This is a genomic window from Pseudomonas sp. lyk4-TYG-107 (assembly GCF_030209055.1).
Taxonomy (GTDB): Bacteria; Pseudomonadota; Gammaproteobacteria; order Pseudomonadales; family Pseudomonadaceae; genus Aquipseudomonas; species Aquipseudomonas putida_A.
In genome coordinates this window covers 12,026-27,332 of record NZ_JARVST010000006.1, presented here as the reverse complement: position 1 = coordinate 27,332, position 15,307 = coordinate 12,026, and the positions used below count along the sequence as shown (strand labels likewise).

At 61.0% G+C, this 15,307-nt stretch carries 15 protein-coding genes; 8 read left to right on the top strand and 7 right to left on the bottom strand.

What is annotated here, in order from left to right; translation table 11 throughout:
• The first annotated feature begins 89 nt into the window (after window positions 1–89).
• Together QRN61_RS05880 and QRN61_RS05875 are read left to right on the top strand one after the other, a co-directional pair.
• A complete protein-coding gene (locus QRN61_RS05880) occupies window positions 90–641 on the top strand; it encodes a disulfide bond formation protein B (RefSeq protein ID WP_027610454.1) in 552 nt (183 codons plus the stop codon).
• 186 nt (window positions 642–827) lie between these two features.
• Entirely contained in the window at window positions 828–1,286 is a 459-nt protein-coding gene (locus tag QRN61_RS05875; RefSeq protein WP_027610455.1) for an Rsd/AlgQ family anti-sigma factor, read from the top strand.
• A gap of 75 nt (window positions 1,287–1,361) precedes the next feature.
• On the opposite strand, the gene QRN61_RS05870 is transcribed toward QRN61_RS05875, so the two are convergent.
• A complete protein-coding gene (locus tag QRN61_RS05870; protein WP_096796111.1) occupies window positions 1,362–2,027 on the bottom strand; it encodes an FKBP-type peptidyl-prolyl cis-trans isomerase in 666 nt (221 codons plus the stop codon).
• Window positions 2,028–2,219: 192 nt separating this feature from the next.
• Between QRN61_RS05870 and QRN61_RS05865 the strand changes: the two genes are divergently transcribed.
• Complete coding sequence (locus tag QRN61_RS05865) at window positions 2,220–3,392, top strand: AlgP family protein (RefSeq protein WP_285373408.1); 1,173 nt, start codon at window positions 2,220–2,222, stop codon at window positions 3,390–3,392.
• Here QRN61_RS05865 and QRN61_RS05860 read toward each other — a convergent pair.
• A complete protein-coding gene (locus QRN61_RS05860; RefSeq protein WP_247839674.1) occupies window positions 3,389–3,853 on the bottom strand; it encodes a TIGR02444 family protein in 465 nt (154 codons plus the stop codon). The genes QRN61_RS05865 and QRN61_RS05860 overlap by 4 nt on opposite strands.
• Before the next feature lie 50 nt (window positions 3,854–3,903).
• Here QRN61_RS05860 and QRN61_RS05855 point away from each other — a divergent pair, with 50 nt between their 5' ends.
• The 3 genes from QRN61_RS05855 (at window position 3,904) to QRN61_RS05845 (ending at window position 7,249) form a co-directional block, all read left to right on the top strand.
• Window positions 3,904–5,814, top strand: coding sequence for an ATP-binding cassette domain-containing protein (locus QRN61_RS05855; RefSeq protein WP_027610459.1), 1,911 nt, complete (start codon window positions 3,904–3,906; stop codon window positions 5,812–5,814).
• Window positions 5,814–6,395, top strand: coding sequence for a mechanosensitive ion channel family protein (locus tag QRN61_RS05850; RefSeq protein ID WP_027610460.1), 582 nt, complete (start codon window positions 5,814–5,816; stop codon window positions 6,393–6,395). The genes QRN61_RS05855 and QRN61_RS05850 overlap by 1 nt, the downstream gene beginning before the upstream one ends.
• A gap of 221 nt (window positions 6,396–6,616) precedes the next feature.
• Entirely contained in the window at window positions 6,617–7,249 is a 633-nt protein-coding gene (locus QRN61_RS05845; RefSeq protein WP_027610461.1) for a LysE family transporter, read from the top strand.
• Window positions 7,250–7,448: 199 nt separating this feature from the next.
• Here QRN61_RS05845 and QRN61_RS05840 read toward each other — a convergent pair whose 3' ends face one another.
• The 5 genes from QRN61_RS05840 to QRN61_RS05820 all read right to left on the bottom strand — a co-directional run bounded on the left by QRN61_RS05840 (window position 7,449) and on the right by QRN61_RS05820 (window position 12,225).
• Window positions 7,449–8,192 carry a hypothetical protein gene (locus tag QRN61_RS05840; RefSeq protein WP_047297243.1) on the bottom strand — a complete coding sequence of 248 codons (744 nt, stop codon included), beginning with the start codon at window positions 8,190–8,192 and terminating at the stop codon, window positions 7,449–7,451.
• Window positions 8,193–8,195: 3 nt separating this feature from the next.
• Window positions 8,196–8,783 (bottom strand): penicillin-binding protein activator LpoB, encoded by a 588-nt coding sequence (lpoB, locus tag QRN61_RS05835; protein WP_003229365.1) that lies wholly within the window; start codon window positions 8,781–8,783, stop codon window positions 8,196–8,198.
• 36 nt (window positions 8,784–8,819) lie between these two features.
• Entirely contained in the window at window positions 8,820–9,194 is a 375-nt protein-coding gene (locus QRN61_RS05830) for a YcfL family putative periplasmic lipoprotein (RefSeq protein ID WP_007968467.1), read from the bottom strand.
• A 15-nt stretch (window positions 9,195–9,209) separates the two neighbouring features.
• On the bottom strand, window positions 9,210–10,604 hold the full coding sequence (locus tag QRN61_RS05825; RefSeq protein ID WP_285373406.1) for a COG3014 family protein: 1,395 nt from the start codon (window positions 10,602–10,604) through the stop codon (window positions 9,210–9,212).
• Between the two features lie 241 nt (window positions 10,605–10,845).
• The gene (locus QRN61_RS05820; protein ID WP_096796116.1) at window positions 10,846–12,225 is read right to left on the bottom strand and encodes a COG3014 family protein; all 1,380 of its coding nucleotides are present in this window, start codon (window positions 12,223–12,225) and stop codon (window positions 10,846–10,848) included.
• Window positions 12,226–12,353: 128 nt separating this feature from the next.
• On the opposite strand from QRN61_RS05820, the gene QRN61_RS05815 reads away from it, so the two are divergent.
• On the top strand, window positions 12,354–13,253 hold the full coding sequence (locus tag QRN61_RS05815) for a LysR family transcriptional regulator (RefSeq protein ID WP_096796117.1): 900 nt from the start codon (window positions 12,354–12,356) through the stop codon (window positions 13,251–13,253).
• A gap of 86 nt (window positions 13,254–13,339) precedes the next feature.
• Window positions 13,340–15,235: an FTR1 family protein gene (locus tag QRN61_RS05810; RefSeq protein ID WP_096796118.1), complete on the top strand. Its 1,896-nt coding sequence runs from the start codon at window positions 13,340–13,342 to the stop codon at window positions 15,233–15,235.
• Window positions 15,236–15,307: the final 72 nt, after the last annotated feature.

Here is a 15,307-nt window from a genome sequence, read left to right as displayed (position 1 = left end):
TCTGGTGAACTGTCGCCAAGGCCCCGCCTTGAAAGGCTGACAAGCTTTCCTCTACCGTAACTGCCTGTCTCCACTGTTACGGAAAAGCCATGTCGTTGGCCTGTTCACGCTCCTTGTTTTTCACGGCTTTCACTGCAGGGGCCATGGCCCTGGGAGCTTCCTATTATCTCGAGTATGCGGTCGGGCTGACGCCCTGCAGCCTGTGCCTGGCGCAAAGGTTTTTCATGGCGTTGCTGACGTTCTGTTGCGGGTTGGCGGCGGTCCACGGCCCACGGCGTGTCGGCCTGTCGCTGTACTGGGTCGCCGCGCTTGGCCTGAGCCTGGGCGGGACTACGGCGGCCTGGCGACAGGTATTGTTGCAGAGTGACCCGTTGATGCAGATGGCGAGGTGCGCGCCTGATGCCGAAGCGTTGTTCAGCAACCTGCCGTGGTTGTGTGCAACGTTGCGGATGCTTAGGGGCGGTGTAGATTGCGCAGAAATTTCCTGGACGCTGTTCGATTTGAGCATCCCGGAATGGAGCCTGCTGTTCTTTGTGGCGATGTCGATCCTGGCGGTCTATCAATTGCTGCGGCTGGTCTGGAGCGCTCTGCAGCGACCGCTCAGCGGCGAAGCGTCGCACCGCACGCTGGTCAGGGATTAAACACTTGTATGAACTTTATCTCCTGCGTACCTTGAAGCCATAGGCGTGCGGGCATAATCTGGCCCGCACGTGTCATTGGATTTATGTTGCTCGATGACGCTCTGCCCGGTCGGCCCCCAAGCGATAACAGCCAGAAGAGGGGCGCGGGTGTAGAGCAGCATGACCCACAAGGGAAGAGAGATCGCCATGCTCGAAAGTTGTCAGAATGCTCAGGAACGCTGGGGTGGAGTTCATCTGCTGATCGACCGCTGGTTGCAAGAGCGTGAAGATCTGATCGGTGCCTACGACAAGTTGGGTGACAAACCACAGGCTCTGTCCGAGAACCGTAAACCCTTGCTTGAATTCTGCGGCGTGCTGGTCGATTACGTCTCGGCCGGGCACTTCGAGATCTACGAACAGCTGACCGGTGAAGCCAAGGCGTTCGGTGACACGCGCGGTCTGGAATTGGCCGAGACAATCTACCCGCGCATCGACGTCATCACCGAAAAACTCCTCGCGTTCAACGACCTTTGCGACGAAGGCAAATGCGTTGCGGAGAAATTCAAGGAGCTCGGTGGCCTGCTTCACGAACGCTTCGAACTTGAAGACTGCCTGATTGAAGTGTTGCACACGGCACACAAGGAAGAAGATACCGCTCAGGCCTGATTGGTTTTCTCAGGCAAAAAAACGCGATGCGCCGAAAGCGCACCGCGTTTTTTTATGCCTGCGAATCGGCGTCGTTCAGCTCGTTGCACCGCGCAATTCGACTTCAAACACCAGCGGTGTGAACGGCGCGATCAGATCGCCCGCACCGTCGGCGCCATAGGCCTGATCCGATGGAATCACCAGTCGCCACTTGGCACCCACCGGCATGTTCTGCAGCGCGGAACGCCAGCCGGCTATCACGCTGTCGAGGCTGAACCATTGTGGCTGAGTGTTCTGATCGAACACCGTGCCATCCGGCAGGCGTCCGACATACAACACCTGGACTTTTCCATCCGGACCGGCCTTGGCACCGGTGCCCGGCGTCAGTTCGGTCAGCAGGATGCCGTCGGCCAATTCCTTCACACCCGGTTTGGCTTTTTCGGCGGTGAGAAAACGCTGCTCGTTTTCCATCGCAGCATCACTGGAAGGCAGCGACGCGTGTTCGGCGTTTTGCGATTCATGATCGGCGAGGATCTGCTCGATCCGTGCTTCGCTCAGTGCCAGTGGCTTGCCTTGATAGGCCTGCTGCAAACCGTCGACCAATGCCTGAATCTGCAATTGCGGCACCTCTTGGCGCAAGCGTTCACCGAGGCTGGCGCCGAGGCTGTAGGCCAGATCGTGAGCATCGTTCGCGGTGGTTTTTTCGTCGGCGTGGGCGGCGGAAAAAATCATGCAGAGGGATAAAAAAAGGTAGCGCGACATGGGCACTCTCCGTCCTGAGATGCGGGCGATTATGCCAGCGCGAAGGTCTGCAACGGTGAACTGCTTTTGTCTTTGTGCAGAACATTTTCGCTTCGTTGCAACGCAACGGTTTCGTTACTGTCAAGATGACCTAGCGGCGGTAACTGCAGAGGTCTAGTATGAGCCGCACTCACGTCAGCCAGGAGGTAAACCATGTCGGCCACCAAGAAGCCTGTAAACACTCCGTTGCACTTACTCCAACAACTCTCGGGCAGCCTGCTCGAGCATTTGGAAAACGCTTGCTCCCAAGCCTTGGCTGATGCTGAAAAACTGCTCGCCAAACTGGAAAAGCAACGCGGCAAGGCGCAAGAAAAACTGCACAAGTCCCGCACCAAATTGCAGGACGCCGCTGCTGCCGGTAAAGCCAAGGCACAGAACAAGGCCAAGGCTGCCGTCAAAGAACTTGAAGACCTGCTCGATGCGTTGAAGGATCGTCAGTCCGACACTCGCGGCTACATTCTGCAACTCAAGCGCGATGCCCAGGAAAGCCTGAAACTGGCCCAGGGTGTCGGCCGGGTGCAAGAGGCCGCCGGCAAAGCGCTGTCCTCCCGCGCCGCTAAACCAGCAGCAGCGCCTGCGAAAAAAGCGCCAGCCAAACCTGCTGCGGCGAAAGCCCCGGCGAAAACCGCTGCGGCAAAACCGGCAGCCAAACCAGCAGCCAAGGCACCGGCTAAAACCGCCGCCAAACCTGCTGCCAAAACCGCAGTGAAAAAACCGGCTGCGGCGAGCGCTGCGAAACCGGCCGCACGTACTGCCGCTGCCAAACCTGCAGCGACAAAAGCGGCTGCCAAGCCAGCGGCCAAACCTGCTGCGCGCAAAGTCGCTCCGGCAAAAACCGCCGCAGTAAAACCGGCTGCCAAGGTAGCGGTAAAACCTGCTGCCAAACCGGCTGCGAAAACCGCTGCGGCAAAACCGGCAGCCAAGACTGCGGCCAAACCAGTCGCGGCAAAACCTGCTGCCAAGGTTGCTGCCAAACCAGCAGCCAAGCCTGCCGCTAAAACCGCTGCCAAACCTGCAGCAGCAAAACCTGCGACCGCTGCAGCCAAGCCTGCCGCCAAACCAGTAGCCGCAAAGCCAGCCGCTAAACCAGCCGCCAAGCCAGCTGCCAAACCTGCCGCGAAAAAACCGGCCGTTGCCAAACCAGCTGCCGCCAAGCCGGCGACTGCACCTGCCGCCAAGCCGGCGACTGCACCTGCCGCCAAGCCAGCCGCTCCGGCGCCGGCCGCCGCCGCGCCTGCTCCAGCCGCTTCCACCTCGACCACCACGACTGCGCCAACGCCAGCCGCCGCGTCGAGCGCCAGCAGCAACCCGACCAGCGCTTCCTAAGTGCCGGTTGCCGCGACGCGCAGCACTTGCAGCGCGTCGCGGTTCGGGCTGGCGGCCGATCCCGTCAGACTCTCCAGCCACTCCCCCGACGCTGATGCGTCATCGCGCGGCCAATCCTGCGCAACCTGTTCCAGTTGCCACAGCAGATGCCGTTCGGCTTCCAGCTCCAATGCTTTCATTTGTTCTCGCAGACCCTTGAGTACCGGATCTTCCTCGGCCAGGGTTTTCCATTGAGTGCGCAATGCACGCAGTGGCTGCACCACCTCCGCATCCCAAGGCCCCACCAGCGTTTTCAACTGCTCCAGGCGTTGTTCGTCGCAGGCCACGCCACGTTGTTCCAACCACAGACCGCACAGCAGCAGGCAGACATTGGCCCCCGCCGCTTGCAGTTGCAGGCAGGCAGGTTCCACGCCCGGTCGGGCGTAGATGGCAAGGGAAAAGCTCCACAGGTCAGAGGACATCGTGCTACTCGCGCCAGTTGTGAGCGAAGCTGGTAGACTCCGCCGCCATTATGATCCGACTTCAGAACCTGACTTTACAGCGTGGCCCGCAACGTCTGCTAGAAGACGCCGAGCTGACCCTGCACGCCGGCCACAAAGCCGGCCTCATCGGTGCCAACGGCGCCGGCAAATCCAGCCTGTTTGCCTTGCTGCGCGGCGAGTTGCACCCGGACTCGGGCGATTGCCTGCTGCCGGCCGACTGGCGAATCGCGCACATGCGCCAGGAGGTCGACACCCTCGAACGCCTGGCGGTCGACTATGTGCTCGATGGCGACCTGCGTCTACGCGAGGTGCAACGTGACCTCGCCGTGGCCGAAGCGGCCCACGATGGCACGGCTCTGGCCCGCCTGCACGCCGAACTCGACAGCGCCGACGGCTATACCGCCGATGCGCGGGCGCGTAAGTTGCTGGCCGGTCTCGGTTTCACCAACGAGCAGATGGATCGTCAGGTAGGAGATTTCTCCGGTGGCTGGCGGATGCGTCTGAACCTGGCGCAGGCCTTGATGTGTCCTTCGGACTTGTTGTTGCTCGACGAACCGACCAACCACCTGGATCTCGACGCGATCATCTGGCTCGAAGAGTGGCTGAAAAGCTATCCGGGCACCTTGCTGCTGATTTCCCACGACCGCGACTTCCTCGATGAAGTGGTCGATCACGTGGCTCATGTCGATCAGCGCAAACTGACCCTGTACCGTGGCGGCTACACCGCGTTCGAACGCGCCCGTGCCGAACGTCTGGCCCAGCAGCAACAGGCCTACGAGAAGCAGCAGGCGCAACGTGCGCACATGGAAAGCTACATCGCCCGCTTCAAGGCCCAGGCCACCAAGGCCCGTCAGGCGCAGAGCCGGATCAAGGCCCTGGAGCGCATGGAAGAGCTGTCGGCGGCCCACGTCGATTCACCGTTCGACTTCGTGTTCCGCGAATCGACCAAGATCTCCAGTCCACTGATCGACCTGTCCGATGCGCGCCTGGGTTACGGCGACAAAACCATCCTGGAGAAGGTCAAGCTGCAACTGACCCCGGGTGCGCGGATCGGTCTGCTCGGGCCGAACGGTGCCGGTAAATCGACTTTGATCAAGAACCTTGCTGGCGAACTTGAACCGCTGGCCGGGCGTCTGACCCGTGGCGAAAACACCGTGGTTGGCTATTTCGCCCAGCATCAGCTCGACTCGCTGGATGCCAAGGCCAGCCCGCTGCTGCACTTGCAGCGTCTGGCGCCGACCGAACGCGAGCAGACCCTGCGCGACTTCCTCGGCGGTTTCGATTTCCGTGGCGCACGCATTGACGAGCCAGTGCTGAATTTCTCCGGTGGCGAGAAAGCGCGTCTGGCGCTGGCATTGATCGCCTGGGAACGGCCGAACCTGTTGCTGCTCGACGAACCGACCAACCACCTCGACCTGGAAATGCGCCTGGCGCTGACCATGGCGCTGCAGGAATTCAGCGGCGCGGTATTGGTGGTGTCTCACGATCGGCACTTGCTCAAGAGCACCACCGACAACTTCTACCTGGTCGCTGACGGCAAGGTAGAAGAGTTCGATGGCGACCTTGAAGATTACGCGCGCTGGCTGGTGGAATATCGTCAACGCAATGCGCCGGTCAGCAACACCCCGGTGAACCCGGACAAGACCGACAAAAAGGCCCAGCGCCAGGCCGCTGCTGCATTGCGTCAGCAACTGGCACCGCACAAGCGCGAGGCCGACAAGCTCGAAGCCGAACTGGGCAAGCTCCACGAAAAACTCGCCAAGGTCGATGCCAGCCTCGGCGACAGCGACATCTACGAGCCGGCGCGCAAGAACGAGTTGCGTGATCTGCTGGCAGAGCAGGCCAAGCTGAAAGTGCGCGAAGCCGAGCTGGAAGAAGCGTGGATGGAGGCACTCGAAACGTTGGAAAGCATGCAGGCGGAGCTGGAGGCGCTGTCCTGATGGAAGCGTTCAAGCTGCCGCTGCCGGCGGTGTGGGTCGAACCGATCTGGCTCGGCGTGCAGATTCTGCTGATCCTGCTGGCCGGCTACTTCGCTCAACGTGTCGTCGCTCGATTCCTCACCCGCCTGGGCGAGCGCTATCCTTTTCCGCCGCAGTTGCTGATGCCCCTGCGTGGCGTATTGCGCTGGCTGATCATGGGCAGCGCGGTGATTTTTGTGCTGGAGCGCCTCGGCGTATCGGCCACGGTGTTGTGGACGGCGCTGTCGGGTTTCGTCGCGGTGGCGGCGGTGGCGTTCTTCGCGATGTGGAGTGTGCTGTCGAACCTGCTTTGCGCGATTCTGATCTTCACCGTCGGCCCGTTCCGCCTGGGCGATGTGGTCGAGCTGGTGGACACCACCGACAAGCCTGGCGTCAAAGGCCGGGTGGTGGCGATCAATCTGCTCTACACCACGTTGATCGAGGCTGAAGAACTCGGGACGGGCAGCGCCATGGTGCAAGTGCCGAACAGCCTGTTCTTCCAGCGTTCGGTGCGGCGCTGGCGCGGGAGTGATGTGTTTCCATCGAGCGGTTTCGAGAAGTAGTTTCTCCGGTCACCTGATCTGACGCCTTCGCGAGCAAGCCCGCTCCCACAAGGGTATTTGGTTTTCACAGATTGTGTGTTCCACCCAGGACACTGTGGGAGCGAGCTTGCTCGCGAAGGGATCATCAGCCGCGCCCGAACCCTCCAGCAAAAATCGGTAGTCATCCGCGCCAAAGCGCATTAGCTTTGACGTCTTGTCACGAGCATGAGTCGAGGTGTGCGATGGAGCTTCAAACATGGCTGGCATTCTTTGCCGCCTGCTGGGTGATCAGTCTGTCCCCGGGCGCGGGCGCCATTGCGTCGATGTCCAGCGGTCTGCAATACGGTTTCTGGCGCGGTTACTGGAACGCCCTTGGCCTGCAGATCGGTCTGGCGGTGCAGATCGCGATTGTCGGCGCCGGTGTCGGCGCGATCCTCACCGCCTCGGCCACCGCATTCCACGCGATCAAATGGTTCGGTGTGGCGTATCTGGTCTATCTGGCGATCAAGCAGTGGCGCGCGCTGCCCATGGACATGAGCGATGACGCGGCGGTACGGCCGATCGGCAAGCCGCTGGCGCTGGTGTTCCGTGGGTTTCTGGTGAACATCAGCAACCCCAAAGCGCTGGTGTTCATGCTGGCGGTGTTGCCGCAGTTCATCAATCCCCACGCACCGTTGCTGATTCAGTATGTGGTGATCGGTGCGACCATGATCTGCGTGGATCTGATTGTCATGGCCGGTTACACCGGGCTGGCGTCGAAGGTGCTGCGCCTGTTGCGTACACCGCAGCAGCAGAAACGCATGAACCGCACGTTTGCCGGGCTGTTCATTGGCGCGGCGGCATTCATGGCGACGTTGCGTAAAGCGGCGGTGTAAAACCTGCCGGCACAAAAAAGGCGACCTCTTGAGGTCGCCTTTTTATTCCTACTGATTTCTCCAGTGAACTCCGTTGTAGCGAAGGGATTCATCCCCGATGGGGCGCGAAGCGGCCCCGCTCTTGACCTGACAAGAAGGGGCCTGCTGCGCAGTCCATCGGGGATGAATCCCCTCACCACAGAGTTATTCACTCAGCCGGTCAGTGCAAAATCACCGGCGCGGTATCACGCGGCAGATTGTTGCGCTGCTGCGCCTCACGCGGCTGCTCGTAACCGCCGCCACCGAGCTGCATGCTCAGTTGCCCGGCCACGTCCTCACCCAGCGCTTTCGATACCTCACGTACCACCCGTGGGCGGTTCAGCGAGATCTTGATGTCGCGGCCGTTCACCAGTTTGGTGTCCTGCGCTTCGCCCATCGCCGTGAAGGCCGAGGTGATTTCGTAGGTCTTGGTGTTGATCAGGCTGAAATCCGCCACCAGCGTCAGGCCCAAAACCGCCGAGTAGCTGTCGGTGTGCGCCAGCTCGTTCATGTCCTGGGTGAAGTCGATGTCCGACACGGTGCCGAACAGCACGTAGTCGGCACCCTTGAAGCTGCCGGCCTTGATGCGCTTGATCACGTCGTAGACGTCACCCTTGGACGACGCGGTGTACGGCGTGCCCTGCACCAGCTGGAACATCCCGGTGCGGAGGATTTCACCTTTGATGTCGCCGGTGAATTTACGCAGTTCACCCTGTTCGATGTAGCTGGTGGTCGCTTCCAGCTCGTTGTAGTTCGACGAACCACTGGAGCTGTAGTAACCCTCGCGGTAATTGTTCTGCGCCGAAACGATGTGGATGTACTGCTCCACGCGTTCCTGATACGCCAGATCCGTTACCGCGACTTTCGGGGCCGCTTGCACGCTGAACGCACAAGCCAGGGCCATCATGCCAATCCATGCGCGCATTGCTTAACGCTCCGTGGTTTTGCGGATCTCTTTTTCGTCCATCCACTCGGCCAGACCGCTTTCGACGTCGATCAGTTGCAGGCTGAATTTGTAGAAGACGTCCTTGTAGTCGCTGCTGCGCTTGACGATGGAGCTGATCGAACCTTCCAGACGGTATTTGGCGGCGATCATGTTGCCGGTCTTGGCCACGGTGCTCTTCTTGTACAGGCCGCTCTGGTTCTGCAGCTTGAGCTGGTCGACCTGGCTCTGCATCGCGGTGTTGTCGCTGGCGAAGCGGGCGGTGCCGGACTTCATCAGCTGAGTCTTGATGCTGGTGGTGATTTCGCGGGTATCGATGTACTCGCTGGTCTTGTTCTTCACGTCGTAAACCTGCACCACCGGGCGGCCCTGCAGAATGCCGGACTGGGCCAGCGAGCGGGTCATCGATTCGGCGATCATTTGCAGGTCGGTCGAACCGAATTCGTTGGTCACGGTTTCAACCGCTTTGGTGTCGCCGTAGCTGATGTTCTTGCTGCCCAGGGTCGGCGAGGTGTTGGCGCAACCGGAAGCCAGCAGGGCGAGGACAGCGATCAGGGAAAAGCGTGCAAACATGGGAATGCTCTCTAAAACAGGAATAGGGTGGCGGACTTAAGGCGTCTTGAGTTCGAGACGGAAATCCACGGCTTTCGGGGTCGGGGCGATGCCCTGGATGAAGCTGGTCTGAGCGCCGTACATCAATTGGCTCTTCCAGACTTCTTCCTCGGCGACCGGGAAACCTTCCGGGCCGAGCCAGGCGAAGCGGTAGTAGAACGTCTTGTTGCTGTTGAGGGTGTTGGTCAACTGCACATTGACGGTCATGAAGCCGTTCTCACGGGCGACGCGCATGGCGCCGACCGCAATGTGTTTCTGCGGGCCCATGGCCACGACCTTGCTCGCGGCGCTGCCCGGCTCAGGAGGTGGCGGGGTGGCGCAGCCGCTGGCCAGCACGGCGAGGGCGGCAACGGCGAAGAGTTTGAAGCGCATGCAAAGACTCCGTTCTTAAGGTTGTTTGAGGCTGGCGACGTTGGTCGCGCCGGCGCTCGGGATGACATGGGCGGCGACGCCGCCGGCAAATACCTGATTGCCCACGGCACGCAGGCTGATCACTTGATAACGCTGATCGACGGTGACCTTGACCAGCGAACCGCCGACGGCGCTCGGCAGACTGACTTGGTGTTCGCCTTTCTTCAAGCGCAGACGCACCACTTGGGTGTTGTCCGGCAGGGTGCGCCACGTACGGGTATCGGCACCTTCCAGCACAGCTGAAGAAATACCCACGGCCAGACCGGCCAGCGGGTTGGTTTCGTTGATCTTCTTCTGCGCCACGCCTTTGGTGATTGCGCGCACGGTGGTGCGGACGATGATCCCCGGCATGTCATCGCGCAGGGCGCGACGGGACATGGCGGTGGTGCTGTTGAGGGCGGTCAGGTTGACTTGCTGGCCATCGACGCCAATCTGCGTGAATGGTGCGGTAGAGGTGTCAGGCTTGATGATCGGGAACGACAGCGGGGTGATCACCACGTTGTTGGAGATCGGCAATGGCAGTGGCACGCGGATCGAATCACGCGAGGGTGCCAGACCACTTTGCACGACGATCAGGATGTCGCTGTCGTCGCTCTTGGTCGGCTTGTCGAGATTGACCAGCGCCTGCTCCAGCAGTGGGGTGTTCGGACGCAGTTCGGCGGCTTTGCGGTAGCCTGGCGCAGCCAGGTCTTTCTCGCCCAGGGCTTCGTAGACGAAACCGGCCAGGTAATGGCTGAACGCACTCTGGTAGCTGTTTTTCAGGCCGACCACTTCCGGCGCGTCGAGGCTGGCGACCGGGTAGCCTTGCAGATCCTTGTACTGAGTCTTGATGCCTTCTTTCTCGGCCTCTTCCTCACTCTTGAGGTATTCCTTGTCGCGCAGGTCGGCGATCACCGCTTCACGTTCGTGAGTCTTCTTGATCGCGGTGCGGGCGCCGTCGAAGTCATTGACCGCCAGCAGGTTGAGGGCCATCTGCGTGGTCAACATGACTTTTTCGTAGTCGTAGCCTTCGTAGCGACGCACCTTGTCGTTGACCAGGAAGCTGCCGAACTGAGCCAGGTATTTACCGGTGTCGAGCTTGACCGAATCTTCCCACTGGCCAACCACCTGATCGGCGCTGGTCCAGGCGTTCTGGCTGCCGGACAGGTCGCCCTTGGCGCGCAGCAACTCACCTTTCTCGAAGTAATAGAGCAGGTCTTTGTCCGGACCGGTGTTGTTCTTTTCCAGCAGGCTCAGCGCGGCGTCGACGTTGCCGGTGGCCAGTTGCTGGTTGGTCTGGGCCAGTTCCGAATCGTAGTTGCGAAACGCCGAACAGCCGGACAGCAAAGTGACAGCGCTGAGCGCGATCAAGGTGGGAGTGCGCAATGCCATGGGGGGACTTCTTCCCTGAGCTAGTAACTGCATCAGCCGCCGGTGCTGGTCGGGCTGGTGTGACCCATCGACAGTGGCGCTGGCCTCCTGCCAATTCCTCATAACCAGAGGAGCTTTTATGCCGCGTTGCTATAGCGCGGGCGCGGCATTATAAGCGGGCGATGCTGGCCATGTAATAGCTTTTTAATTGCAGTTGTTAGTTTGGTGCCATTACTCCTCTGCTTTATCTGACACCTTTCGTTCATGGCGTTTCGGGCAGGACCAATGCCGATCCGACGTAATAGTTCTGGCCCATGAATACCCGCAGGTTGAACACTTGATGGCTGTGGTCGACGCGTACCGTGAACCCGTCTTCTGCACGAAAATACGGAAAGCGCACGCGGTGCAGGCCTTTTTTCAGGCGCAGACGGGCGACCAGGGTTTTGTCCGGCAGCGTGCGCCAGGTTCTAGTGTCAGCCTCTTCAAAAGGATCAGGATCGGTCACCACCAACGACGCCTTGGACGGATCGCGCTCGTTCTTTTGCGCCTGGCTGATGGCGGCCATGTTGGCGCGGAACATGGCGCGAGAGATGATCGCCGGCATGTCATCGCGCAATGTGCGGATGGCCATGTCCGACACGCTGTTAATCATGGTCAATGGGTGCTTTTTACCGTCGACGAGGATCTGGGTCACGGCAGGTGTGAGGGTGTCGGGCACCATCAGCGGGAACGAGATCGGTGCAACAATCGTCAGGTTTTCGTTCAGCCGCACCGGGATCGGCACTTGCACCGAACTGCGTGCCGGGGCGAAACCGGCCTGGACCACGATCAGAATCTCGCTTTCATCGGCTGCCGGTCCGGGCTTGTCCAGGTTGCGCAAAGCGTTTTCGAGCAGCGGCACGCCCGGGCGCAATTCGATCGCCTGTCGATACCCCGGCGCTGCGAGCGCGCGTTCGCCCAGCGCTTCATAAGTGAAGCCGGCCAGATAATGGCTGAATGCACTCTGGTAGCCGTTCTTCAGCTCAAGCACTTGCGGGGCATCGAGGATGGCCACCGGATAGCCTTCCAGATCCTTGTAGTGCAAGGTGATGCCCTGTTGCGTAGCTTGCTCTTGCGCCTCTTCGTATTGCCGCTCCCGCTGGCGGGCGATCAGGGTTTCGCGCTCGTGGGTTTTCTTGATGTCGGCGCGGGCCCCGTCGAAATCGTTTTCCGCCAGTTGGTTGAGGGCCATTTCGGTGGTCAGCATGACTTTTTCGTAGTCGTAGCCTTCGTAACGCTGCAGCTTGTCATTGACCAGCATGGTGCCCATTTCATTACCGAAACGGGTCAGCAACTTCATGCCTGCGGAGGGCACGGCTTCTTCGCGCTGAAAAATCATCCGGTCAGCACTGCGCCACGCTTCCTGGCTTTTTGGCAGGTTGGTGCCGGCGCTGAGGATCGCGCCGCGTTCCATGAAATACAGCAGATCCTTGTCTTCCCAAGGATTGTGCAGCTCCATCAGATAAAGCGCTTCGTTGAGATTGCCCTGCGCCATCTGATCGATGGTCTGCTGCATTTCCTGATCGTAATTGCGGTAAGCGGCGCACCCACTCAGTTGCATGATGAGGCTAAGCAGCAGGTAGAGCGGCAGGCAATGGCGCATGGAGACGGGTTCTTCCTTGAACGGCAAAAGCACGGAGGTGACGCATTATAGGGGCGCTTTGCTGCTGCCGGGTGGACAAGGATTGCGCTAGGCTTGCGCGCTCAGCGCTCAACAGATCCGGGGCTTTAATGAATCAACTGCAAGCCATGCGCGCGTTTCGTTGCATCGTCGAGTGTCGCGGGTTCAGCGCCGCTGCCGAGCGCCTCGACACCACTCACTCGACCATCTCCCGGCAGTTGCAGCAGCTGGAACGCGAGCTGGGCACGCGGCTGATCAATCGCAACACCCGAGGTTTCAGCCTGACCACGGCGGGGCAGCAGTATTACGCGGCGTGCGTGGACATTCTCGATCGCCTCGATCAAGCCGCACTGGCGGTGGGGCAGGCACATGAAAGCCCCAGCGGTGTGCTGCGCATCAGTGCACCGATGGTCATCGGTACGCTGGAACTGGCGAGCTGGCTGCCAGCGTTTCAGCAGCGCTATCCCGAGATTGAGGTGGACCTGTCCTGCGATGACCGCTTCGTCGATCTGATCGCCGAGGGTTTCGATGTAGCCCTGCGCATCTGCGGACCCTTGGCCGATTCATCCATGGTGGCGCGGTTGCTGACTGTCTCGGACATGTTGCTGGTGGCTTCGCCTGTGTATGTGGCGCGCAATGGTCTGGTGCGCCAGGTGCGCGAACTCGCCGAGCAGCAGTTGCTGGCGTTTGCCGGTGGCAGTGACTGGGTGCTGACCGATACGCGTGGACTCACCACCAGCGTGCGCGTGCAGGGCCGGTTCAAGGCCGATTCGATCAGTTCGCTGCACGCCGCCGCGTTGGCCGGGGTTGGCATCGCCGCGTTCACCCGGGCCACAGTGCAGGACGATCTGCTCAGCGGCCGGCTGGTGCAAATCCTGCCCAACTACAGCCTTGGGCAGCGCCACTATTACGCGCTCTATCCGCATGCCCGGCACGTCGCGCTGAAGGTGCAGGTGTTCGTTGAATTCATGCTTGAGCACTACCGCAACACCGCCGCAGCGCTGCGTTAAAACGCCATGAGACGTCGACAAAGCTTGAGTGAAAAGCGTTCGAAGTGAACAATATGTAACTTCGCATTTCCATTTGAGACTCATTCATGACTGCCGCGTCCCGATTCCTGGCCTGGCTGGTGTTCCCGCTGTTTGCCCTGAGCAGTTTCAACCTGCTGGCCGACACCGTGGAAGGCGCCCCGCAGGCGCTGCACCTGCTCGATTACATCAGCGCCGACTACCCGCCGACGGTCGAGGCGGGCAAGGTCGTCGACGACGGCGAATATCGCGAGCAACTGGAATTCACCCAGGTGCTGCAAGGGCTGATCGGCGGTCTGCCGGCCAAACCGGAGAAGGCTGAGCTAGAGCAGGGTGTCGAGGCTCTGCACGCGGCCATCACCGCGAAACAGGACGGCGCCGACGTCGCGCGTCACGCCCGACAATTGGGGGCGAAACTGGCGGTGGCGTATGAAGTCAGCCAAGCGCCGATCATCACTCCCGATCCGACCCGGGGCGCGCCGTTGTACGCGCAGAACTGCTCGGTATGCCACGGTGAAACCGGCGCCGGCGACGGCCCGGCGGGGCTCGGCATGACGCCGCCGCCGGCCAATCTGCGCGATGCCGCACGCATCGATCACCTGAGCCTGTACGCGATCTACAGCACCCTCGGCCAAGGCGTTGAAGGCACCGACATGCCGGCGTTCGCCGATCAACTGGACGACCGTCAGCGTTGGGATCTGGCGACCTACATTGCCGGTTTCAGTGCCGACCCGGCTGCGGCCAAGTCCGACAAGACCTTCAACATCGCTGATCTGGCACGCCAGACGCCGGCCGAAGTGCAAGCCGCCGAAGGCCCGCAGGTCGCCGCAAGCTTCCGTGCCCAGCGCGCGCAACCGCCGCAGGTCAAACGCGGCCCGGCGCAATTGCTCGATTACACCGCCGCCACGCTGGACAAGAGCCTGGCGGCGTACCGCGCCGGTGATCACGATCAGGCTTACGACCTGTCGGTGGCGGCGTATCTGGAAGGTTTCGAACTGGTCGAAAGCTCGCTGGATAACGTCGACGCCAACGTGCGCAAGGACACCGAAAAATCGCTGATGGCCTACCGTCAGTCGTTGCAGGACGGCTTGCCGGTGGCGCAGGCCGAACAGCGTCTGGACGTAGCCAAGGGCAAGTTGAAAGAATCTGCCGAATTGCTCGGCAGCGATGGTCTGAGCTGGTCGCTGAGCTTTATCTCCGGCCTGCTGATTCTGCTGCGTGAAGGCCTCGAAGCGATTCTGGTGCTGGCGGCGATCCTCGCGTTTCTGCGCAACACCGGCCAGCAGTCGGCGGTGCGCAGCGTCAACATCGGTTGGGGCCTGGCGTTGCTCGCCGGTCTTGGCACCTGGGCGCTGGCGGCGTATGTGATCGACGTCAGCGGCTCGCAGCGTGAACTGCTCGAAGGCGCCACGGCGCTGTTCGCCAGCGTCATGGTGCTGTGGCTCGGCGTGTGGATGCACGACCGGCGGCACGCCGCGGCTTGGCAGGATTACATCAAGCAGAGTCTGGTGGGCGGCGGCGGACGTTTCGGCTTCGCGATCCTCGCGTTCTTCTCGGTGTACCGCGAGTTGTTCGAAGTGATCCTGTTCTACGAAACCCTGTGGCTGCAGGCCGGCCCCGCCGGGCATGACGCGGTGCTGGCCGGTGGTGCGACGGCGCTGGTGCTGCTGATCGGTCTGGCTTGGGTGATCCTGCGCGGTTCGGCAAAACTGCCGCTGGCGCTGTTCTTCAGCATCAACGCCGGTCTGCTCTGTGCCTTGTCGGTGGTGTTCGCCGGGCATGGCGTGAAGGCGCTGCAGGAAGCCGGGATCTTCGGCACGCGACCGGTGGCGTTCTTTGAATTCGACTGGCTGGGGATTCACGCCGACGCCTATTCGCTGACGGCTCAGGCCGTGGCGATTCTGGCGATTGTTGTGCTGTACGGGCGGAGTCGGATCGCGGAGAAGAAGCGGGTCACTGCTTAACAGCATTCGCTGCGCTCACATTCGCGGGCAAGCCACGCTCCCACAGGTTTAGCGTTAACCTTGTGGGAGCGG

Excerpts from the sequence above, each read along its gene's own strand:
- QRN61_RS05880 (WP_027610454.1), top strand. The coding sequence starts at position 90 with ATGTCGTTGGCCTGTTCACGCTCCTTGTTTTTCACGGCTTTCACTGCA.
- QRN61_RS05875 (WP_027610455.1), top strand. The coding sequence starts at position 828 with ATGCTCGAAAGTTGTCAGAATGCTCAGGAACGCTGGGGTGGAGTTCAT.
- QRN61_RS05870 (WP_096796111.1), bottom strand. The coding sequence starts at position 2,027 with ATGTCGCGCTACCTTTTTTTATCCCTCTGCATGATTTTTTCCGCCGCC.
- QRN61_RS05865 (WP_285373408.1), top strand. The coding sequence starts at position 2,220 with ATGTCGGCCACCAAGAAGCCTGTAAACACTCCGTTGCACTTACTCCAA.
- QRN61_RS05860 (WP_247839674.1), bottom strand. The coding sequence starts at position 3,853 with ATGTCCTCTGACCTGTGGAGCTTTTCCCTTGCCATCTACGCCCGACCG.
- QRN61_RS05855 (WP_027610459.1), top strand. The coding sequence starts at position 3,904 with ATGATCCGACTTCAGAACCTGACTTTACAGCGTGGCCCGCAACGTCTG.
- QRN61_RS05850 (WP_027610460.1), top strand. The coding sequence starts at position 5,814 with ATGGAAGCGTTCAAGCTGCCGCTGCCGGCGGTGTGGGTCGAACCGATC.
- QRN61_RS05845 (WP_027610461.1), top strand. The coding sequence starts at position 6,617 with ATGGAGCTTCAAACATGGCTGGCATTCTTTGCCGCCTGCTGGGTGATC.
- QRN61_RS05840 (WP_047297243.1), bottom strand. The coding sequence starts at position 8,192 with ATGCGCGCATGGATTGGCATGATGGCCCTGGCTTGTGCGTTCAGCGTG.
- lpoB (WP_003229365.1), bottom strand. The coding sequence starts at position 8,783 with ATGTTTGCACGCTTTTCCCTGATCGCTGTCCTCGCCCTGCTGGCTTCC.
- QRN61_RS05830 (WP_007968467.1), bottom strand. The coding sequence starts at position 9,194 with ATGCGCTTCAAACTCTTCGCCGTTGCCGCCCTCGCCGTGCTGGCCAGC.
- QRN61_RS05825 (WP_285373406.1), bottom strand. The coding sequence starts at position 10,604 with ATGGCATTGCGCACTCCCACCTTGATCGCGCTCAGCGCTGTCACTTTG.
- QRN61_RS05820 (WP_096796116.1), bottom strand. The coding sequence starts at position 12,225 with ATGCGCCATTGCCTGCCGCTCTACCTGCTGCTTAGCCTCATCATGCAA.
- QRN61_RS05815 (WP_096796117.1), top strand. The coding sequence starts at position 12,354 with ATGAATCAACTGCAAGCCATGCGCGCGTTTCGTTGCATCGTCGAGTGT.
- QRN61_RS05810 (WP_096796118.1), top strand. The coding sequence starts at position 13,340 with ATGACTGCCGCGTCCCGATTCCTGGCCTGGCTGGTGTTCCCGCTGTTT.